Origin of the sequence: Aeromonas sp. 604443 (assembly GCF_049170315.1) — a bacterium.
Lineage (GTDB): Bacteria > Pseudomonadota > Gammaproteobacteria > Enterobacterales > Aeromonadaceae > Aeromonas > Aeromonas veronii_A.
Genome location: NZ_JAAKMI010000001.1, coordinates 708,109 through 730,169 on the forward strand (window position 1 = coordinate 708,109; position 22,061 = coordinate 730,169).

Here is a 22,061-nt window from a genome sequence, read left to right on the forward strand (position 1 = left end):
GTTCGCTCAGGCCTCGACGGCCCCCAGCAGGTAGTGGTGATGAGCGTGGACATGGCTGATGATCCGGCACATGTCGCCAAGGGCCGCTGGCGCATCCTTGATCCGGCTCTGGGCGTCTATGGTCAGACGATAGGTCTCGCCATCCTGACGCACCCGCAGTTCGCCACTATCCGCCAGATAGAAACCGGGGTTGCGGCTGTTGTCGAAATCCTCGGGCAGGCTGAAGATGGTGACCTTGTCCTGATAGGGCTTGCCCTGCCACGGGCAGAACTGGGCGCAGTTGCCACATTCGTTGCAGTAGGCATCCAGGTGCAGGGTCTGGAACTGGTCTTTGAAGCCCGGCACCGCGATGGCGACGTTGGCCCGGTTGGGGCAGACATCCACGCACTTGCTGCAGAGGTAGTTGCACTCGAGGCAACGGTGCGCCTCTTGCGCCACGAAGGCATCGCGCTCGCTCTTGTCTACCATGGTGACGGCGATGCTCCCCTTGCGACGGTAGATCTCGTCCTTGCCCGACGGCTGGATTGAGACCTCGGCCTGACTGCCAGCGATATGCTCGCGAGAGAGCACCAGATCCGCGGCGCGGCGGGCACCACCGATGGCTCCGACGATGGAGGATGGGCCGCTCTGCACGTCACCGATCAGGAAGACGTTGCGACGGCTGGTTTCGCCGGTCTGGCTGTCCACCTGGGGCCAGCCATCGCTGCCAAGAGGAATGCCCATGGCTTTGAGCACCTCGCAGTCAGGCTGCTCGCCGATGGCGGTGATCAGGGCATCCATCTGCATCACTTCGGTCTGCTCGGTGGGCACCGGACGGCGGCGGCCCTGCTCGTCAGGATCCCCCAGCGCCATCATCCGCACGGTGAGCTTGCCATCTTTCTCAAAACGCTCCGGATTGGTGAGGAAGCAGAAACGCACCCCATCCTCCACCGCTTCCAGAACCTCCTCGCGATAGGCGGGCATCTCTTTTTCGCTGCGGCGGTAGATCACGGTCACATCGCTGACACCCGGCACCTTGAGAGCGGCGCGGGCGCAGTCCATGGCGGTGTTGCCGGCACCGATCACCGCCACATGGCGACCCAGCGGCAGCGGTTTGCCCTGATTGAAGCTGCGCAGGAAGTGGAAGGATTTGTAAATCCGCTCGTGACCCCCCTCGAGGCGCATGCCACCATTCTTGTCGGCGCCGATGCCAACGAAGACATAGCTAAAGCCCTGGGCATGCAGTTTGTCGACGGTGAGTGCCGGATCGCAGCCAAACTCGAACTTGACCCCGTGGGCGGCAACAAAGTCGATGTCGTGCTGGATAAGCTCGGCCGGAATGCGGAACTCGGGGATGATGTGCTTGACCACGCCACCGGCATCCGCTTCGCGCTCGAACACGGTGACCGGGTGACCGGCACGGGCCAGGAAGTAGCCGGCGGAGAGACCGGCCGGACCGGCGCCAATCACCGCCACCGGATGCTTGTCACCACTGCCTGCCGGTTTGTGCCAGCGGGCCTTGTACCCTTCCCAGCCGCGCTCCAGCGCCACTTTTTTCAGCTCGCGGATATTGAGCGGGCTGTCGTAGTCGAGACGGGTGCAGTTGTACTGGCACTGGTGATCGCAGATATGGCCGGTGATGGCGGGCAAGGCGTTGCGCTGATAAATCAGCTCAAGGGCTGCCACATACTGCCCCTCGCCCATCAGGCGAATGTACTCGGGGATATCCTGATGCACGGCGCAGGCGGTGACGCACGGCGCTACGTAGCAGTCGGTCAGCGGCAGGCCGCCACCCACTTCGATGCGATCGTCGGACTTCCACTCCTTCTGGGTGTAATCCATGGTGAGGGCCTTAGCGGCAAGCGCTTCCAGCTTGGCCACATCCACCTGACTCATGCCCCAGCTGTCGGAGGCGTCGATCTCTTTGAGACACTCGATCTGGCGCAGGTAACCACCCGGTTTCAGCAGATCAGTGGCCATGGTGATGGGACGAATGCCGGTTTCGAAGATCTCGGCGATGTTGAATTTGCTGGCACCACCGGAGTAAGAGATGGGCAGCTTGCCATCGAAGGCGCGGGACAGCACGGCCGCCACGTTGATGGAGAGCGGGAACAGTGCACGGCCGGACATGTACATCTCATCCCCCGGCAGCGCCCCTTTGCGGTTGATGGTGCCGAGAGTGTTGGTGAGCTTGACCCCGAAGGTGAGCCCCTTCTCGGCTCCCAGCGCCATCAGACGGGTCAGCATCGCCTTGGCCTGATCCAGCTTGAGGTCGTGATCGAACGACTCTTCGCTCAGACCAATGTAATCAAAGCCACAGGTATCGAGGATCTCGCGCACCCGCGAGTAACCCAGCAGGGTCGGGTTGAGTTTGACGAAGGTGTTGAGCCCCTTCTCTTCCAGCATATAGCGGCAGATGGCCTCAATTTCGTTGGGCGGGCAGCCATGCATGGTGGAGAGGGTAACGCCGTGCACCAGCTCAGCCGGGATGCGCTCCACCAGCTGTTGCAGGCGATCGCGGCGCGCCCCCAGTCCCAGCTCGGCGATAAACTGCTCGTCGGCCACCAGCTCGCGCAGCACTTGCTGGTATTCGGCAAACTTCGGACTGGTGCTGGCATCCTTCAAACTGTCGATGAACTGCTGCATCGGCGGCTGTTTGATGCCATCGAGGTTGTACCCCACGCTCATGTTGAAGATGAAGGACTTGGCCTCCCCGTCGAGACGCGGGTCAAACACCTCCTCCAGCAGATAGAGGGCAAACCAGGCCTTCAGGTACTCGTCGAATGCCTTGGGCAGGGTGAACTCGGTGGACCACTCGGTGTTGAAGCACTCATCCTCGGCATCGATACAGGGTTTTTCCAGTTCGAGACGGTCCAGGATCTGCACCGTCTTGAGCTCGATAAAGCGCCCGCCGGTCAGCCAGGAAGTGACGATGTTCTGGGCCAACTGGGTATGGGGGCCGGCTGCCGGGCCAATGGGGGTCTCGCAGGTTTCACCGAACACCTTGATCTTGCGCTCGTCCTGCTTGCGATAGAATTGCGCGGCGGGAATACCGAAAATGCTCTGACTTTCTTTATATTCCGCAAAAATACGGGTCAGCAGGTTCTTGAACGGAACGGGTCGCATAATATCGCCCATGGCTATCTCCTTGCAGCTGTTCTGCCCATTGGCAGCATGAATAAATGGGGTATCCCGCACGGGTGTTCCCCCTTGGCAAGGAGAAGAGCAACAATCAGGCCACTGCAGTTACAAAACTATTTTTTACGGTAAAAGCGTGAGACAGCTCCAATTAATGGAGAGAATTTACGATGCCACCATTATGGGTATTGCGAGTAGTTATCAATCACTCTGGAATTTACTTAATGAGCTGTTCAAAAAGAACTCGCCCTATCAGATCAAGTGCGAGAAATATCACTTTGATACGCCATTTATCTCCCCGTTATCTTTTTAAACTGGGTTATTTCGTGGGCTCGCTCTCATTTTCAAGAATGCCACCCAGCAGCGCCTGATAGCGCTCCGGGGTATCCACATCAAACAGGATGGCGGGGCTGTCGACGGGCACCATACGGTGCGGATGCCCTTGCAACCAGCGGCGCACCGAACCTTGTGCCGGCGTGGTAGCCAGCTCCCTTGCGATGGATTTTGGCAGCAACACCGGATGACCCGCCTCCCCCTGCCAGGTGGGAAAGAGTGTCTCACAGCCCCGTGTCTGCCAGAGCTGTTGATAGACCTCGCGCGGGATACAGGGGAGATCCCCGTGGCTGATAAAGAGGTAGTCAGCGTCACTGGCCGCCAGGGCGCAGCGGATGGAGCTGCCCAGCCCCTGCCGATAGTCGGGATTGTGGACGACAACAATATCCGGCCGTGATCCGTAGCGGGCTTGAAGCTCCTCGCCACGATGGCCCACCACCAGAATAACCCGCTGACAAAAAGCCAGGGCATTTTTGAGACTTGCATCAAGCATTGTCCCCTGGCAATAAGGTAGCATCATTTTCCAGGTACCCATTCGGGAAGATAAACCCGCCGCTGTTATTATACAGTCACACTGCACTTGTTCCTGGCAACGTTGTTTTCCACTCCCTTCGATATTTATTTTGGTCGTCATTATGTCGCTACCACACGTTGTTGCTGTCGAATTTCCAGATATAGATCCGCTATTAAACCCGCTCACCAAAAATATTGATAGCCATACCACCTTAATTAGCCTCTGCGGGGCCGGTGGAAAAACCAGCACCCTGTTCTGGCTGTCGGAATATTTTTATCAACAGGGTAAAAGGGTGCTAATTACCACCACCACCCGCATGTTTCTGCCTGTCCCGTCACACTATCGGGAATTGATTATCGAGACGGATCCCGTTCGTCAACTTATCCGCTGTCAGACGCTACCGGATGGCCCGACCCTGGTTGCCCTGTTCAGCCATCTCGACGAGCGCACCGGAAAGGTGGCGGGCCCCACGCCCCAGCAGATTGATCTCATCAAGGGGCAGCAGCGCTTCGATCTGATCCTGGTCGAAGCGGATGGCGCCCATCACAAGTTATTGAAAGTGCCCGCTTTGCACGAACCTTGCATTCCCCAGAGCAGTGATTGGGTGATCGCCCTGACGGGCGGCGCCATGGTGGGGGCCCAGGCCGACCCGCAGCAGATCCACCGCTGGGCCGAATTCCAGGCCCTGTGCGGGATAGAGGTCGGTGACCCCCTCGACTGGGCGCTGTTTCACCAGCTGCTCTCCCACCCCGAGGGGCTGTTCAAGGGCACCCCGGCCAGGGCGCGCCGGATCTGGTTTATCAATGGGGATTATCAAAATGAGGCGTCGTGGCTGGCTGAATTGATAAAGCTGCATAGCCGCCACCCCGAGATCCATGCCATCTGGCAGGGGGCGGTTCGCGAACCACAGCCCATTCGCCTCGCACTCGGTTACTTCGCTCAGGATGAGGCACAACCGCCTCGCCCATGATGGTTTAAGGATAAGAAGAGGTACCTTATGAATCTGTTTGCACACGCAGCCCGACTGGAACAGGAGAACATTCCCTTTGCCATGGCCCAGATCATCGAGAGCCGGGGCTCCACCCCTCGCCATCAGGCCCAGATGCTGGTGATGGCCGATGGCCAGATCCTCGGCACCATCGGTGGCGGCATGATCGAGCGGCTGGTGATCGAAGAGGCCGTGGCGGCCATTGCCGAGCGCAAGCCACGCATCTTCCACGGCCGGATGGCCCGCAACGGCGAGCATGCGGTAGGGTCGGATTGTGGCGGCGCCATGTCGGTCTATATCGATGTCTATGGTCTGCGCCCCCGGCTGGTGCTCATTGGTGCCGGTCACGTCAACCGGGCGCTGGCCCATGCCGCCGCGCCACTGGGTTTTGATATCCATGTGGGCGACTGTTTTGAAGGGAGCCTCAATCCCGATCACTTCCCCGTCGGCACTCACCTCAAACAGGCTGATACCATCAGCGCGGTGATCGAGGCGCTGGCCATCGAGCCCGCCAACTTCGTCATCATCGCCACCAACCATCAGGACAAGGAGGCGCTGGAGCGGCTCATCAATCGCCCCCTCGCCTATCTGGGGCTGCTCGCCAGCAAGCGCAAGGTGCAGACCTTCTCCCAGGCGCTGCGCCAGCAAGGGGTGAGCCAGGAGCAACTGCAGCAGCTGCACGCCCCCATCGGTTACAACATCGGAGCCGAAACCCCAGAAGAGATCGCCATCAGCATCCTCGCCGAGCTGCTGCAAGTGAAAAACGGCAAAGCGGGTGGTCTGATGCAGGATGACGTGCGCCTCAAGCGGGATCAGCTGGTGGTGATGCGTGGCTCCGGCGATATCGCTACTGGCGTGGCGCTGCGGCTGCACAATGCCGGCTTCAAGGTGGTGATGCTGGATCTCGACAAGCCCACGGTGATCCGTCGCACCGTCGCCTTCGCCCAGGGGATGTTCGACGGTGAAACCAGTGTCGAGGGTGTGCGCGCCAAGCGGGTCGAGAGCGTTGAGCAGGCATTCGAGCAGCTGGTTCGGGGCGTCATTCCGCTGCTGGTTGACCCCGACTGCGCCACCCTCGCCGAGCTCAAGCCCCGCTATCTGGTGGATGCCATCCTCGCCAAGCAGAACCTCGGCACCCACAAGGAGATGGCCCCCATCACGGTGGCCCTCGGCCCGGGGTTTGAGGCGGGGCGCGACTGCGATGCGGTGATCGAGACCAACCGTGGCCACCATCTGGGGCGGGTCATCTATCAGGGCCCCGCCCAGCCCAACACCGGCATTCCCGGAGTGATCGAGGGGCACTCCGCACGCCGGGTGGTGCGCGCCCCTGCCCCCGGGGTGATGAAGAACATTATCAAGCTCGGTGATCTGGTGCAGGAGGGCGATGTGATCGCCCATGTAGGTGACACCCCCATTATCGCGCCGCTCTCCGGCATGGTGCGGGGGCTGCTCAGCGATGGCATCGAGGTGACCGTCGGCTTCAAGATCGGTGACATCGACCCCAGAGGCGAGCGGGCCGACGCCACTACGGTATCGGACAAGGCTCGCGCCATCGGCGGCGCCGTGCTGGAGGCCATGATGCATCTGGCCCAGCGCCGATAACGGCTCTTCGCGTCCCTCTTCAGCACCAAGTTCAGCACCAAGCAAAAGCCCCTCCATGATGGTGGGGCTTTTTTCGGCCTGTCTGTTGATGCAGCTCCTTTACATCAGGAGAACCTGCATCACGACCGGGTTCGTTGCAACCGCCAGGCTCGCACCGCCAGCACAACCAGAGTGATGGCGGTGAGCGGCAACACAAAACCGGTTAGCGCTGCACTGAACTGACCTTGCAGCGGACTGGATGTGGCGTGGAGGATCAGCCAGCAGGTGTAGCCGATGTAGTAGGCCAGAAACAGGGCCCCTTCCCAGCGGGCGATGGTGTAACCGGTAAAGAAGATGGGCAGGCAGGCAAGCGCCACCGCAATCATTACCGGAATATCGAACTGAAGGGCGGTGGCCGACACTTCAAGCCCACCGGGAGTGACAATGGAGGTGAGCCCCAGCACGCAGAGGATATTGAAGATATTGCTGCCCACCACGTTCCCCACAGCGATATCCCGCTCCCCGCGCAGGGCTGCGACGATGGAGGTCACCACTTCGGGCAAGGAGGTACCGGCCGCCACTATGGTCAAGCCGATGATCAGATCGCTCACCCCGAAGTAGTGGGCAATCTCAACCGCACTGCCAACCAGCAGGCGGGAGCCAAGGATCAGCAGACCCAGACCTGCGGCAATAAAGAGCAGATTGCGCAACCAGTTGCCCGCCGTACTCGCTTCACGGGTACCAAACTCCTGCTCGTACTCCGCCTGCACCGCTTTGTTTTCCCGTCGACTCTGGACAAAGAGAAACGCGGTGTAGGCGATGATGCCGGCAAACAGCAGCGCCCCTTCCAGGGGCGCAATACGGCCATCGTAGCCCAGCAACAACACCAGAAAAGAGATCACTATCATCAAGGGAACATCGAGACGTACCAGTTGCTGGGAGACGGTCAACGGTACGATCAGTGCCGAAATACCTAAAATAAACAGTACGTTGAAGATATTACTGCCGACCACGTTCCCCACGGCGATCCCCGCCTGCCCCTCGAGGCCAGACTGGATGCTCACCGCCAGCTCGGGAGCACTGGTCCCAAAGGCCACTATGGTCAATCCCACCACCAGTGGCGATATCCCCATCATGGTGGCGAGGCGAGAAGCACCCCGCACCAGAAATTCGGCCCCCACCACCAGACACACCAGGCCTACAGCCAACCACACCAGCGTCATCATACGGTCTCATCCTTGCCGTTAGGTTCGTTGAAATAATCACAATAAATCAGATACCTGTGCTCCAGCACAGTCAGACCACGCCATTGTAACGAGGGGCTGGTCCCCTGTCGCGGGCTCTTTTGAGTGCTGTTTATCGTGCCACTGGCAGCCCAGTCACCACTCAACCGTGCTTGATACGGGTTTCCCCCGCCACCGACACCACGGAGCGCTTGCCCTTGCGACTGATGACGAGAAGCGCCAGCACGATAAGGGCGATGCCGCTCCCCTCCACCGGCCCCGGATTTTCGCCCAGCAGCCACCAGGAGAGCAGCACGCCGCTCACCGGCACCGCCAGGGTGCTGAGGCTGGCGATACCCGCTGGCAGCTTTTTCAGCACGAACAACCAGAGGCTCCAGGCCAGTGCCGTGGCGAAGATGGCGCTATAGGCCAGCGCCCCCATCACGTAGGGCTGCCAGTCGATGGGGCGCTCCGGCACCAGCGCCGCCACCAGCGCCATCACTACGGTTGCGTAGATCATCTGCCAGGTGGTGAGGGACATCAGATCCACCCCGGGATGGCGGGCATACATCCGCTTGGCGATGATGGCGCTGATCCCCCAGCAGATGCCGGAGAGGATCGCCAACAGCGCACTCTTGAGGGATTCAAGATGCAGCAACCAGGGCTGGATCACCAACAGCAGGCCGCAGGCCGCCACCCCAACAGCCAGATAGTGCAGCTTGCGCATCCGCTCGCCGAGAAAGAGCGCCGCGAAGATCACCACCCAGAACGGCATGGTGTAACTCAAAATGGCCACCTTGCCCGCCCCGCCGCTGATCAGCGCCCACTGGGCCAGCCCCACCATGCCACAGGTCTGGAACAGGGCGATAGCCAAGGTATAACGAAACGGGGTGGGTTTGAGATAACGGCGGCCGCGCAGGGCCAATACCAGCAACAACACCAATGAACCACACAAGCAGCGCAGGGCGGTGAACTCGAACGCCCCCGCGTAGAGCATCACCTGCTTCATCACGATCCAGCTGTAACTCCAGATGGCGGTGAGCAGGACCAGTCCCCCCAACGCCGCCATATTGATCTTTCCACTCATCTCTCACCACGCATTGCTCTGCCTTTCGCCTCTTGTTCCGATGGGCCAATCCCTTATCGGGGTGGCTATCTTACCCCTGTGCTGGCGGGCTGCCCACGCTCTATGGGAAATCGACCTCAGCCACAGTAGCGCCCGAGCCAAAAACAGCAGGGGGCCAAGGCCCCCTGTCTATCACCCTGTCATCGCGCTGCACGCTACAGGCTGATCACGGTCCCTGTTTTGCCTGCGATCCCCTCGGCCGCCTTCTCCAGCAAGGTGATGAGGGATTTGCGCCCCGACAAGGATGTGGCGAACGAGAGCGCCGCCTCCACCTTGGGCAGCATGGATCCCTTGGCAAACTGCCCCTGTGCAATAAAACCGTTGGCATCAGCCACGCTCAGGGTGTCGAGCCACTGCACATCGGGCTTGCCGAAGTTGATGGCAACCTTCTCCACCGCGGTGAGGATGATCAGCATGTCGGCGTCGATAAGCTCAGCCAGCTTGGCACTGGCCCAATCCTTGTCGATCACCGCGCTGGCACCGCGCAGGTGATTGCCCTCCCGCAGCACCGGAATGCCGCCGCCACCGACGGTGATCACCACCTGACCGGCGGCCAGCATGGCAGAGACAGTCTCTTTCTCGATGATATCGACGGGTTTGGGGGATGCGACCACCCGGCGATAGCCACGACCGGCATCCTCTTTGAGCCGCTCCCCCTTGGCCATCAGCGCCTCGGCCTCCTCTTTGCTGAAGAAACCGCCGATGGGTTTGCTCGGGTCAAGGAAGGCGGGATCGTTTTTATCCACCTCAACCTGGGTCACCAGCGTGGCAACCGGCTTGTGGATGCCGCGTTCAAGCAAGGCTTCGCGCAGGGCATTTTGCAGGTCATAGCCGATATAACCCTGACTCAGGGCCACGCAGACCGACATCGGCAGATGGGGGGATTTTGGCTCGTGGCGGGCCGCTACTTCGAACGCCTGCTGGATCATCCCCACCTGCGGCCCGTTGCCGTGGGTGACCACCACCTCGTGCCCTTGGGCGATAAGGTCGGCGATAGTGTGCGCCGTGCTCTGCACCGCCTTCATCTGCTCGGGCAGGTTGTTGCCCAGAGCATTGCCCCCCAGGGCCAGTACGATTCTCTGTTTCATCTTGTTATCTCCAGTGATGGGACAAGCCGGCGCAATACCGGCCCACCTTTCGTTGTTCACATAACCTTGCTGCTCTGCCTGTTTCGAACGGATTGTCAGCCTGCCACGGTGGGGCAAGGGGAGTGCAGATCCGGCGCCAACGCCGGATCAAAGGGCGCTCTGGCCAAAAAACGTCCATGCCCCCGTTGTCCGGTAAACTCGCCATCGCGAGCGACTATCTCGCCGCAACTGAGGGTCATCCTGATCTGGCCGGGACAGCGCATCCCCTCGTAGGGGCTGTAGTCACCGTTGTCATGCAGCGCGGCATGGCGGATCAGGGTCTCGCCACGGGGATCCATCAGCACTAGATCGGCATCAGACCCCGCTTGCAAGTTGCCCTTGCGCGGCCAGAGGCCAAACAGGCGCGCCGGGTTGGCGCAGGTGAGGGCCACGAAGCGGGACGGCGAGATGCGCCCGCTCAATACCCCGTGGGCAAACAGCAGCAGCATCCGGTTCTCGACCCCGGGCAAGCCGTTGGGGCAGCGGCTGAAATCGCCGCCTGAGAGGGTCATGCGCTGGGCGTGGGAGAAGTTGCAGTGATCGGTCGCCACCGTGTCGATGTCGCCCGCAGCGATGCCGACCCACAGCTTGTCCTGCTCGCTGCGCCCACGCAGCGGCGGGCTGAGCAGATAGTCGACCCCGTTCTCCTGGTAGTAGCAGGAATCATCCAAAAGCAGATATTGCGGGCAGGTCTCCACCCAGACCGGCTGACCCTGACGACGCGCCAGCTTCAGATACTCCAGCCCCAGTCCGTTGGAGAGGTGGACGATATAGAGTGGCGCATTGCCCGCCAGCCCCGCCAGATTGATCATCCGAGCGATTGCCTCCGCCTCGCACTCGAGCGGGCGGCTTTGCGGGTGATACCAGGGCTCATGGTGACCGGCGGCCAGCAGGGCCGCCCGGCGCGCCGCGATGGCGGCATCGTTCTCGGGATGGACGGTGGCGAGCGCCCCCACCTCTTTGAGGCGAGCCAGGACGCGCAGCACGTCGTGATCCCCCAGCTTGTACTGGTAGGTGAGATAGAGCTTGAAGCTGCTGATCCCCTCCTCCTGCACCATGGCGGCCATCTCGTGGAGGATGGCGTCATCCACATGCTGGAGCACGCCGTGAAAGCTGTAGTCGATCACCGCCTGATCGGCGGCGTAGTCGTGATAGCGGGCCAGCTGGTGATGCAGGTTGCACCCCGCCGGGCCAAATCCCATGTGGTCGACGATGGTGGTGGTGCCACCACAGGCGGCGGCACGGGTACCGCTGAAGAAGTCATCGCAACTGCGGGCAATCCCCACATCGATGTTGAAGTGGGTGTGGACATCGATACCGCCCGGCATCACGTAGCAGCCGCTGGCATCGATCACGTCGGTTTCGCCATCGGGCTGGATATCGGTGGCACGGGCGCGGATCACCCCGTTCTCGATCAGCAGATCCTGACGATATTCACCCTGCGCATCGACCAGCACGCCGTTCTTGATCAGCCGTTTCATTCCCACCACCTCGAATGCATTTTGCCTTCAAACAGCAATGCCCCGCCTCAACAAAGACGGGGCACTTGTCACACTTGCGACAGCCGGGCGACGATGGCAGTCACCACCCGGCAGCCCCCTTACTTGTCCAGCTCGGCCAGATAGAGCATGGGGATCACGGCGTACATGGCGGCGCACTTGACCAGATGCTCTTTCCAGGTCTTCTCATTCGGTGCGTGGGCTTCCGGCTCTTTACCCGGGCCAAAACCGATGACCGGAATGCCGTGGCGACCCATGATGGAGACACCGTTGGTCGAGAAGGTCCACTTGTCCACCACCGGCTCCTTGTTGAACAGCTCGCGATAAGCCTTGGAGAGGGTTTTGACGGTGATGTGATCCTCTTCCACCTTCCAGGTCGGGAAGTAGCACTCGGTCGGATAGACCAGACCGGTGTAGGCCGGACGGTCGTACTGGTACATGGAGACCTCGGCACCGGCGGCTTGCACCGCAGGCAGGGCGCGGATCTCGTCGAGCGCACCTTGCCAGGTTTCGCCCCAGGTCAGACGACGGTCGATAGAGACGGCGCAGCTGTCCGCCACGGCGCAGCGGCTTGGCGAAGTGAAGAAGATCTCGGAGACGGTCAGGGTACCCTTGCCAAGGAAGTCGTCATGACCGAGGTTGTGGCTGAGCTCATGCAATTCGCCGAGGATCAGGCCCATCTTGAAGATGGCGTTGTCACCGCGCTCCGGCGCAGAGCCGTGGCAGCTCACCCCCTGCACTTCCACACGGATCTCCATGCGGCCGCGTTGGCCACGGTAGATCTGGCAGTCGGTCGGTTCGGTACTGACCACGAACTCGGGGCGGATCTTGCTCTGCTCGATGATGTACTGCCAGCAGAGACCGTCGCAATCCTCTTCCTGGACGGTACCGGTCACCAGCAGGGTGTACTGATCTTCCAGCCCCAGATCCTTGATGATCTTGCCGGCATAGACCATGGAGGCCATGCCGCCTTCTTGGTCAGATGCGCCACGACCGCCGATGATCTCGTGATCTTCCATCCCCTCATAGGGGTCGAAGGTCCAGTTGGCGCGGTTGCCGACACCGACGGTATCGATGTGGGCATCCATGGCGATCAGGTGAGGGCCATGGCCGATATAGCCCAGCACGTTACCCATAGGATCGATCTCGACCTTGTCAAAACCAACCTTCTCCATCTCCTGCTTGATGCGCAGCACCACGCGCTCTTCATCGCAGCTCTCGCTCGGGATGGCGATCATGTCGCGCAGGAACTGACTCATTTCGGCCTTGTACTGGTAGGCCTTCTCCAACACCATTTCAAACGGAATTTGCTTGCTCATTGTGATTCTCCATAACAACTGAGAGTGCGCGGCCTGTTCGTCGGCAGCGCCCTGTGCCCGTTACCGCGCCACGTTGACGAGGCGCGATCAATGCTTCAATTCGTGTCTCTGCTCTGGCGGGAGAGTTAGTCGCAGGCAGGATGTTTGCCTTCCCACACCACTTCCCGGTAGTGGGTCACATCGGTGTCCCCTTCGGTGTTGATGATGAGTACGACCGAGTTGCTATCCAGCCCGAGGCGAGCCATCAGCGCCGCACGATCCGGGTGGTGACGCACCGCCGCCAGCACGCCGGTACCGACCGAGCCGGACTCACCAGAGATGATGCGGGGGTCATTGCCAAGAGGGTTGCCGAGCACTCTCATGCCCAGTGCCGACACCTTGTCGTGGCAGGAGATAAACTGGGTGGTGCAGCTTCTGAGCAGTGGCCAGCCGAGGGGGTTGGGTTCGCCACAGGCGAGACCGGCCATGATGGTGCGCATGTCGCCCCCCACGTTGACCATCTCCCCCGCCACGCCGGAGCGGTAGATGCAGTCGGCCTGATCCGGCTCGACTACGATACTGTGCAGGTTTTTCGCCCCGAAGCAGTCCACCAGATAACCGAGCACACCGCCCGCCAGCGCCCCTACCCCGGCCTGCAGCAGCACGTGGGTGGGCTGCTTGATGCCCATATCCTGCATCTGCTCGACCGCTTCGTCGGCCAGAGTGGAGTAACCCTGCATGATCCAGGTCGGGATCTTGGTGTAGCCCTCCCAGGCGGTGTCCTGCACTATGTGCCAACCGCGCTCTTCGGCCATCTTCATGGTCAGGCGCACGGTGTCGTCATAGTTCATGTCGGTGACGATGCACTCGGCACCGAGATTGAGAATGTGGTCAACCCGCTCCTGGGCAGAGCCCTTGGGCATGTAGACCACCGCATGCTGACCCACCTGCTTGGCGGCCCAGGCGACGCCACGACCGTGGTTGCCATCTGTGGTGGTGGCGAAGGTCATCGGCTCCTTGATGGTGCGTTTGATGAGATCGAAGGAGAAATCCTCGATGGCCACCCCGTATTTTTCACAGAGCAGGTTGGCAATGGCGTAGACGCCACCTAGCATCTTGAAGGCATTGAGACCAAAGCGCTTTGACTCATCCTTGACCAGAATATTTTTTACCCCGATATAGGCGGCCAGATCTTTCAGGTCGCACAATGGGGTCGGCTCATAACCGGCCAGTTTTTTATGAAAAGCGCGAGCCTTTTGTGCTTCGGCGCGAGAAAACAGCGGAGATGGCTCGGCGGTAAAAAAGCGGTTATCGGCAATATCCATCTTCAAAGAAAATTGGGACATGCTTACCTCACTAGGCGTTACCTGATAAAGAGCTGCCTCGCCGGGAGATCCGTTATTCAGATACCACGGGGAGAAAACTCGAAATAATGGGTTCGACAGTGTGGGCAGGATGAATATTCACCCTGCCCTGCCGTTATTTATTTCACCCGCTTTTGCGCCTCTTTAATCAGATTTTCCAGGGTTTCTGCCGGGGCGGAGAATTTACGGGCCATGATCATGGCGGCGATAATATAGGGCTTCCAGCTCGCCTCTTTGTAAGTGGCGATACGGTATTTCTCGAATACCCCTTCGGTCACTTCGCCCTCTTTGCAGGAGACGCCGGAAATATCGGCCGGCAGGCAGTGCATATAGAGCGCCTCGCCCCCCTTGGTGAGCTTCATCATCTCCTCAGTGCAGTGCCAATCCTTGTGCTTGGCGTTCTGCTCAAGGCAGTGTTTCTCCAGCTCTTTGAGGCCGGCGTGGTCATTGGCGCGCAGCAACTCGGTGCGCTGCTCCATCACCTTGTAGGGGGCCCAGGACTTGGGATAGACGATATCCGCATCCTTGAAAGCCTCTTCCATGGAGGTGACCTGACGGAAGCTGCCGCCGGAGGCCTTGGCGTTCTCTTTGGCCACTTCGATCACGTCCGGGATCAGGTCATACCCTTCCGGGTGGGCCAGGGTCACGTCCATACCGAAACGGGTCATCAGACCAATGATGCCCTGGGGCACGGAGAGCGGCTTGCCGTAGCTGGGGGAGTAGGCCCAGGTCATCGCAATCTTCTTGCCCTTGAGGCTCTCCAGACTACCGAAGTGCTCCTGTAACCAGGCGAGATCAGCCATCGACTGGGTCGGGTGATCAATGTCGCACTGTAGGTTGACCAGCGCCGGACGCTGGGGCAGCACTCCCTTCTCGAACCCTTCATCCAGTGCGGCGCCCACTTCGCGCATATAGGCGTTGCCGGCACCGAGGAACATGTCGTCACGGATCCCGATGGCATCGGCGCAAAACGAGATCATGTTGGCGGTTTCACGGACGGTTTCGCCATGGGCGATCTGGGATTTGCCCTCATCCAGATCCTGCTGGGCCAGACCGAGCAGGTTCAGCGCAGAGGCGTAAGAGAAGCGGGTTCGGGTGGAGTTATCGCGGAAAACCGAGATACCGAGCCCGCTGTTAAACAGTTTGGTGCAGATATTTTCGGCGCGCAGGGTCTTGAGTGATTCGGCCAGTTTCAATACCAGCTCCAGCTCCTGAGGCGTTTGCTCCCAGGTCAGCAGAAAATCTTTTTCATGCAGGTTGGATTTGAGTGCCCTGATCTCTTTGATTAATTCGTTAACTGCTTTCATCGTTCGCCCCAATCATTGGATGAGATATGGATAGCTCCCCTTTCACTCACGATGTCACCAGCATCCCGGTTGTGGGTGAGCGCGTCGGTTAGCGTCGATATGAGGCAATCAATAACCGTGCCAAACCAATAAAATGCAGGCAGATATTAATAAATGGCGAAAGTGTGTGATGCCACCCACAAAATCAGCGGCTATTTAAGCGGTTTATTCAATAAAAAGGTGAGCGGATCAGCCAAGCCATAAAATAGCCGAGTGATAATAATCAGAGGTGATATCTCGCCATCGGTGAGAATTATCATCAAAGGTCAGTTTCAAGGGCTGAAATGATATCAGCGGGGCTGTCGTTATCATTATGATAATGCCCGCAACACCTTTTCTCTTGGAATGATCTCTCCAGCGTTGACACTGCTGCTATCTCGTCTCCCCTGCACTCCCCGCTCGTATCGCCTCTCGCCTTATCTTCCGGCCACATCGCTGGGCGCGGTTGGCCCAAGGTGCTAACGTGAATACGCCAGCTGCGCATCTGTCTCGGATGCTCAGAAGAGCCCGACGTTCACTGCCGCAACTGCGCGGAAGCACCTGCATGACTTACATCTTTGAGGGATTATCTATGTCCAAGAATGCTGCACTGCTCATCACCCTGACCCTGCTCGGTATCACCCCTGCCCACGCCATCAATGCCAAATATGCCGAGCAACTGGAGCGATCCGGTTGTACCCAGGTTACCGAGGCGCAGGGCTGTGACATTCACAAAACCAAAGCGGAAAATGCCAAGGCGGGATTTGGCACGGCCGCCCCTGCGGCGGAGGGCGGTCTGAATCTGAGCTATGAGCAGAAGCTGGAGCGCTCGGGCTGCACTCAGGTGAGCGAGCTTAATGGCTGCGATATCAACAAAACCAAGGCTGAGAACGCGGCTACCGGTGTTGGCAATGCTCCGGCCGCGGCAACCAGCGCCAGCCCCTATGCGGGCAACTGGATCGCCACCTTCCCCCAAACCGGCGCCACCGTGGCCAATATCCGCATCGATGGCAAGGATCAGGTGTGGGTCAACGATAAGAAGGTCAATGCCAAGAAATCCGATGGCGCGCTGGTGTTCAAGGATGGCATGGTCATCTACACCATTCAGGGTGATCGCCGCATCAAGGGTGAAGATGGCTGGGTCGATAATGATGCCGGCACCAAGGGGCCCATCAACGCCAAGTAAGCAGCTGACCACGAAATGACGGGGAGCGCGGGCTCCCCGTTTCACCCCTGATTGCCCATCGCGTCCAATGACCAGCTCCGCCAGTGAGGGGCCAGAATCAATACCTCCTGCTCCAGCCAAGTCCCGTCTGTGATCAGTTTATCGAGCCAGGGAACGCCTGCCAGCGTGCCATGACCATCGACCTGATCAGTCTGCGTCGTCACACGCCAGGGCACCTTGCCACTGTCCGTCGCAAAGGTGCGTACCGGACGGGCATAGTGATCCAGATAAGGTTGCAGCTCACAGGGAAGCCAGAGCATGGCCGGTCGATTTAGCTCGCGCGCCAGCTCGATGGCAATATCGATACCCCGTTGATCGAGATCGCCAAAATGGGCCCACTGCACGCCCGCAGGCAGCAGCGGGATCAGCTGTTTGGCCAGGGTGGTATTGCGACCGGGGGCAAAGAGCAGCAGTTGCCCGGGTTGCAGCGGGTAGTCGACAAAGGCCCCCTTGTTCTCCACCGTAATGACCCGATCCCCTTGCCAGCCGATGGCCGCCAGCGTGCCCAGAGTCCGCTCCGGCAACGCTAATTCCCCCAGCAGCGCCATCATTGCCGTCATATCGTGCTGCTGACCCTGCCGATCGACCAGTGAGAGCGGTTCGAGGGTTCGGATGCGGATCACCTCATCCTGCGTGAGCGACAAGTTCGCAAGCTGTGGCGCTGCAAGGGGTGCTGACCGCGAATGCTTGCTGTCCCCATGCCAGAGGGCATAAAAGCAGGCCTGATTGAGCCGTGCAGGTAAACTCACTCCCATTCGTTGCAGCTGCTCCCCCTTGTCCGGTTCGGGGGGCGCTGCCCGTGCCAGTTGTCCGGTCAGATAAGTCCGCCCCGCGTCGGTCAACACATAATGAGCACCTCGGCCAACCGGTTTGATCCCGCCCACCGCCTGCAACAGCTCCTTCAGCTCCCTACCATGCCGACTCTCAAGAGAGCAGCCCTTCTCGTTCTGGCTATCGAGCAACCGTGCACACAAATCCTGTACCCGCACCTCATCAAACAGCGACATCCTTACCTCTCCATGTGGCTTCATATGACGAAGTAGAGGTGATTTTCCCTGTCATTACCGTGACCGGCTTCGCAAGCGGTTCTTATCAGCCCCGCCATGCATGGCCCGTTACTGGTAAACCCGCTACAAAGGGAGCAAGCTGGTTTGATATAGAGATACGCTGCGCTCTTCGCGGCACGACAACGCGATACCCGCTTCCACAAGGGCTTGCCATGACCGACGCCACAGACCCATTGCCATCCTCTTCCTGGCATCTTTCGGATATCCGCGAGCTGGCGCAACTGCTGACTCTGGCGCTGCCCGCCGCGGTAGAGATCACCGAAGCGGTACATCAGGCGGTACTGAGCGGTATGGGGCTCAAGGGACGGGATGAGGGAAAAACAGCCGGGATCACCGGGCTGGTCTACAAGGGGGTACATGGCACCGCCAACAACCTAAGCAGCGGCATCAACCATCTGCTCAGCCGCCTGCCAGCCACACCGCCGCCCCACCAGATCCCCGAAACCCCGAAACGCGCGGCCCTGCTCGCCACGCTCAACGGCGTGTTGGGGGACAAGCTGGTCGAACACCACAATGCCTTCGCCACCCCCATGACCCTGCGCTATCAGGGCAAGCCCCTCGATTGGCAAGCGATGCCGGAGGATCTACCCCGCGAGGGACGGGTGCTGCTGATGATCCATGGCCTCTGCATGAACGATCTGCAGTGGCAGACCGAGCATCAAGGCAAACCGGTCAATCACGGGGAGCAACTTGCCAACGCGCTTGGCTATCTGCCTCTTTACTTGCGCTACAACTCGGGCCTGCCCATCGCACAAAACGGGCAGCAACTGGCCATGTTGTTGGAGCAACTGCTCGCCCACTGGCCGGGAGAGCTTAAAGAGATAACGATAATGGGCTACAGCATGGGTGGACTGGTTGCCCGCAGCGCCTGCCACCATGCCGGCGTGGCCGGGCTCACCTGGCCTGCGCACCTTGCCAATCTGATCTTTCTAGGCACACCACACCACGGCGCGCCGCTCGAACATGCCGGTCACTGGCTGGAACAGTTGTTGCCCGCTACCGCCTACAGCGAACCCTTCGTCAGACTGGCGCGGCAGCGCAGTGCAGGCATCAAGGATCTGCGCCACGGCAAGGTGAGCGATGAAGTGGCCCAGCCCGATCCCGCCGCGCCCTTGCGCGATCCCCGCGTCCCACTCCCCTTGCCCGGCAGCGTCAACTGCTATGCCATTGCCGCGACCACTACCGCCAAGCGCAGCCTGCTGGCCGACCGGCTGATTGGCGATGGACTGGTGCCGCTACGCAGTGCCCTCGGTCAGCACAACGAAGCGCGCCATCAGCTGGCTTTTCTTCCTGCCCATACCCTGATTGTCTATCGCACCAGCCATATGGCCCTGCTCGCCAACCCACAGGTTGGCCAGCAACTGCTGCGCTGGCTCAGCCCCTTGCAGTTATAGCGAACTGGCTATTAAAGCAACAGAATGCTGGTTCACACAGGAGCCCTGTGGCACTCTGGGACGTCAAAGGGAAGACCCACACTGACACTTGATGTGTCCCCACTGCAAAGGAGCGCCACCGATGGCCAAAGCAAGCAAGAAAGAGATCAAGAAGAAGATCGCCGCTCGTCTTGAGAAAATTGCCAAGCATGAAGGCAAGATCAAGAAGCTGAAGAAGGCCCTGAAGTAGGGCCCATCGAATAAGAAAAACCGCCAATAGGCGGTTTTTTCATCCCCCTTTCGCCCCTTTACCATCGTTTTGATACCAAGGGCCTTGATGTAAACGCCTCAAGCGCACCTCAGCAGAACAACCCGACTGAAGCCACGCACGTTCTCATCGCTGATATTTGGTCTAACAGCGCCAATCGGGCGCCGCGCGCCCCCTTGCCAGCAACTACCTTCAACGGAGTGTTTGATATGAGCCAGCAGTGGAGCGCCATATGTACTCTTACACCCTCACCTTCAAGGAAGATGTCGATCGCCTGACTTCCCCCGAGCAGGAGATCACCTTGCAGAGCCCCGCTCAGGCGGGGGATTTTATTATCCTCTCCGACGGCAGCCGCCATCAGGTGATGTTTGTCACCCACAGGGCCAACTACAGCAGCCTCTATCTCGATAAAGGGGTCAGGGTGCCGCAGAGTTAGTGGCTATCGCCTTCAATTGATGGGGCTGAGTGAAATATTCACGCCGGAGACATAATGATCATCGCATCATGTCAATGTTCCTTTATCTCTATCACGATATATCTGAGGAAGCGCGATGAAAAAATACAACATTGTCTTATATCAAATTCAATTTATTTAGCCACGAAAAAGCAAATCATACCTCACAAAAACGAACCATCATCACTCAATATCATTGACCACATCCTTGGTCCGTTATAACAATTACTTTGCTGAACATATTTATTCGCAAGTCATTATTAGTGATGGAGTTATCACAATGAATAAACTTATCTTACCCATAGCATTAATTACCTGTGCCACGCTCGCTCACGCAGAGTCCAGCACTATTATCAACGGTCTGGATTTTGGTCCATTAGCTCAGTTGGCTGGCACATGGAAAAGCACTGATGCTGGTGGTGTAGATGTAGCACCCGGCCAGGAGGGTAGCAAAGTTGGCAAAGGGGGGCCGGCAGTGGAACCCTTTTACGAAGTCATTACTTTTGAACCGGCAGCCGATGCTAAAAATGCCAGCGAACAATATCTGGTAGCCATGTATTACAAACAGGAAGTATTCAGAAAAAGCGATAATGGGAAATTTCATGACCAACGCGGCTATCTGATTTATGACAAGACCAATCAGCTTGTTTACAACTCATACTGTATACCCCGTGCAGTCTGTGTGGTCACTGAAGGCAAAGCGGGTAACAAAATCGAGTTCAAGACGGGCAAGCGCGGTATTGCGGAAAGCAATTATATGACCATTAATGATTCCACCACGGATTTCTCGATGACTCTGGACTTCTCAGAGAAAGATCTCCTCAAATACAGTCAAACCACCAACCTGATGGTGTATGGCAAGCCATTCGCACACTCCGATAGTGCATCCCTGACCAGAACCAATTGATGTTTCATGGCCAAGGTATTCATTACCTTGGCTTTTTTATATTCGTCGATAGTCTATCCTGATGGCATCCCTATCCCACTCGGGGTTAAGCACACCGGCATACCAGAGTGTCAGAATGACATCCATCTGATTGTTATGCTTAACAACCTTGCCGCTCTTACAGGCCGAGACCACTTCCAGCCATAACTGCTCGGGATTGATCGGTTTGGTAATATCCTTGTGTGACAATAAATCAATGGCAGCCAACACATATGCTCTGGTTTTGGTCGCAGCTACATAATGAACTGGCATGATGCAACTGATACAACCAAGACTGCAAAGAGTCAAAAAAGTTACCTTTGGATTATTCTTGAATTTCCCTGTACTAATATCATCACCAAATGCTTCAGCAATAGCCATATCCCAAGCGGTGGCATGCCCATAATTATTCTGCACCATCAGATGAACAGCTCTCAGCGCTGCACCACCATATTTACCATAGATAATCATCACTAATCCCTCCTTTTGCCCCATAGTAAGGCCGAACAGGCGAGATAAGCTAAAATAAATATCAATCACGATCATCGATTTTTTCCATTGATAACAAATCCATTTGTAGCTGAATTAAATATTGATCCAAATCAATGTTATATCTTTATCTACCGAAAGGCTGACTGGTCGATGTCAGCCTCCCAATATCATTCATCAACATCCATTTTCGTGTATAAACAGGTCCCCCCAGCCTAGAGCACCTCTATTTTTACATTGATAATCCCGTCACGAATATTGCCGATGGCACTAAACGCAGATTTGGAGAGATCGATAATACGTCCCCTTTTAAAGGCGCCGCGGTCATTGACCTTGACCACTACACTCTTGCCGTTGGCGAGGTTGGTGACCCGCACCATAGCGCCAAAGGGCAATTCCATATGGGCGGCGCTATTGAGGTTGTTACGATATAACTCGCCGCTGGCGGTCTTTTTGCCGTGATAGCGGTCGGCATAATAGCTGGCATAGCCGGTTTCGCTATAGCCGCGCCAGCTGCCGCCGTGACTCTCGTCATAACGGCTGCTACAGGCCGCCAGCAGCAGGCAAAGAGATAACAGCAGCCCTTTCTGGATATGTTGCACCTTTCCCCTCTCCTCTCTTCTTCTTTCCACTCTGCGCTATTTTTGCATCTTCGATGCGGCCGGTGACACTGGCGGCATGTTCGCAAGCAACTTCTCGCCTTATTGTCAGGCCGCAGCGATGGTGCGGCTACTTTGCCATATCTTCCATGTAAAAAGGGAGGCA

Annotated in this window: 18 protein-coding genes; 6 read left to right on the forward strand and 12 right to left on the reverse strand. The window is 58.4% G+C overall.

Annotated elements, in window-relative coordinates; genetic code table 11:
• Positions 1–6 precede the first annotated feature (6 nt).
• Both ygfK and mocA read right to left on the reverse strand, forming a co-directional pair.
• The gene (ygfK, locus tag G5380_RS03075; protein ID WP_421352352.1) at positions 7–3,117 is read right to left on the reverse strand and encodes a putative selenate reductase subunit YgfK; all 3,111 of its coding nucleotides are present in this window, start codon (positions 3,115–3,117) and stop codon (positions 7–9) included.
• 319 nt (positions 3,118–3,436) lie between these two features.
• Complete coding sequence (gene mocA, locus G5380_RS03080; protein ID WP_421352353.1) at positions 3,437–4,084, reverse strand: molybdenum cofactor cytidylyltransferase; 648 nt, start codon at positions 4,082–4,084, stop codon at positions 3,437–3,439.
• Position 4,085: 1 nt separating this feature from the next.
• On the opposite strand from mocA, the gene yqeC reads away from it, so the two are divergent.
• Complete coding sequence (gene yqeC, locus G5380_RS03085; protein WP_421352354.1) at positions 4,086–4,934, forward strand: selenium cofactor biosynthesis protein YqeC; 849 nt, start codon at positions 4,086–4,088, stop codon at positions 4,932–4,934.
• A 27-nt stretch (positions 4,935–4,961) separates the two neighbouring features.
• Entirely contained in the window at positions 4,962–6,554 is a 1,593-nt protein-coding gene (gene yqeB, locus G5380_RS03090) for a selenium-dependent molybdenum cofactor biosynthesis protein YqeB (RefSeq protein WP_421352355.1), read from the forward strand.
• 119 nt (positions 6,555–6,673) lie between these two features.
• Here the strand turns inward: yqeB and G5380_RS03095 are convergent, their stop codons facing one another.
• The 7 genes from G5380_RS03095 to ygeW all read right to left on the reverse strand — a co-directional run bounded on the left by G5380_RS03095 (position 6,674) and on the right by ygeW (position 15,477).
• Positions 6,674–7,759 (reverse strand): calcium/sodium antiporter, encoded by a 1,086-nt coding sequence (locus G5380_RS03095; RefSeq protein ID WP_421352356.1) that lies wholly within the window; start codon positions 7,757–7,759, stop codon positions 6,674–6,676.
• A 160-nt stretch (positions 7,760–7,919) separates the two neighbouring features.
• Entirely contained in the window at positions 7,920–8,843 is a 924-nt protein-coding gene (locus tag G5380_RS03100; RefSeq protein ID WP_421352357.1) for a DMT family transporter, read from the reverse strand.
• A 194-nt stretch (positions 8,844–9,037) separates the two neighbouring features.
• Complete coding sequence (gene arcC, locus G5380_RS03105; protein WP_421352358.1) at positions 9,038–9,970, reverse strand: carbamate kinase; 933 nt, start codon at positions 9,968–9,970, stop codon at positions 9,038–9,040.
• Between the two features lie 95 nt (positions 9,971–10,065).
• Positions 10,066–11,490, reverse strand: a complete 1,425-nt coding sequence (gene hydA / locus G5380_RS03110; protein ID WP_421352359.1) for a dihydropyrimidinase — start codon at positions 11,488–11,490, stop codon at positions 10,066–10,068.
• A gap of 119 nt (positions 11,491–11,609) precedes the next feature.
• Entirely contained in the window at positions 11,610–12,827 is a 1,218-nt protein-coding gene (locus tag G5380_RS03115; RefSeq protein ID WP_421352360.1) for a YgeY family selenium metabolism-linked hydrolase, read from the reverse strand.
• 125 nt (positions 12,828–12,952) lie between these two features.
• Positions 12,953–14,152 (reverse strand): diaminopropionate ammonia-lyase, encoded by a 1,200-nt coding sequence (gene dpaL / locus G5380_RS03120; protein WP_021230018.1) that lies wholly within the window; start codon positions 14,150–14,152, stop codon positions 12,953–12,955.
• A gap of 137 nt (positions 14,153–14,289) precedes the next feature.
• Complete coding sequence (ygeW, locus tag G5380_RS03125) at positions 14,290–15,477, reverse strand: knotted carbamoyltransferase YgeW (RefSeq protein WP_005336811.1); 1,188 nt, start codon at positions 15,475–15,477, stop codon at positions 14,290–14,292.
• A gap of 610 nt (positions 15,478–16,087) precedes the next feature.
• Between ygeW and G5380_RS03130 the strand changes: the two genes are divergently transcribed.
• The gene (locus tag G5380_RS03130) at positions 16,088–16,681 is read left to right on the forward strand and encodes a hypothetical protein (RefSeq protein WP_421352361.1); all 594 of its coding nucleotides are present in this window, start codon (positions 16,088–16,090) and stop codon (positions 16,679–16,681) included.
• A 41-nt stretch (positions 16,682–16,722) separates the two neighbouring features.
• Here G5380_RS03130 and G5380_RS03135 read toward each other — a convergent pair whose 3' ends face one another.
• On the reverse strand, positions 16,723–17,727 hold the full coding sequence (locus tag G5380_RS03135; protein WP_421352362.1) for a Wadjet anti-phage system protein JetD domain-containing protein: 1,005 nt from the start codon (positions 17,725–17,727) through the stop codon (positions 16,723–16,725).
• Between the two features lie 212 nt (positions 17,728–17,939).
• Between G5380_RS03135 and G5380_RS03140 the strand changes: the two genes are divergently transcribed.
• The 3 genes from G5380_RS03140 to G5380_RS03150 all read left to right on the forward strand — a co-directional run bounded on the left by G5380_RS03140 (position 17,940) and on the right by G5380_RS03150 (position 20,789).
• On the forward strand, positions 17,940–19,181 hold the full coding sequence (locus tag G5380_RS03140) for an esterase/lipase family protein (protein WP_421352363.1): 1,242 nt from the start codon (positions 17,940–17,942) through the stop codon (positions 19,179–19,181).
• Between the two features lie 479 nt (positions 19,182–19,660).
• Positions 19,661–19,864, forward strand: coding sequence for a hypothetical protein (locus G5380_RS03145; protein ID WP_319890235.1), 204 nt, complete (start codon positions 19,661–19,663; stop codon positions 19,862–19,864).
• Positions 19,865–20,162: 298 nt separating this feature from the next.
• Positions 20,163–20,789: a heme-binding beta-barrel domain-containing protein gene (locus G5380_RS03150; protein WP_421352364.1), complete on the forward strand. Its 627-nt coding sequence runs from the start codon at positions 20,163–20,165 to the stop codon at positions 20,787–20,789.
• Between the two features lie 36 nt (positions 20,790–20,825).
• Here G5380_RS03150 and G5380_RS03155 read toward each other — a convergent pair whose 3' ends face one another.
• Positions 20,826–21,353 (reverse strand): DUF6979 family protein, encoded by a 528-nt coding sequence (locus tag G5380_RS03155; protein ID WP_236727593.1) that lies wholly within the window; start codon positions 21,351–21,353, stop codon positions 20,826–20,828.
• A 158-nt stretch (positions 21,354–21,511) separates the two neighbouring features.
• Entirely contained in the window at positions 21,512–21,898 is a 387-nt protein-coding gene (locus G5380_RS03160; protein ID WP_421352365.1) for a septal ring lytic transglycosylase RlpA family protein, read from the reverse strand.
• Positions 21,899–22,061 lie beyond the last annotated feature (163 nt).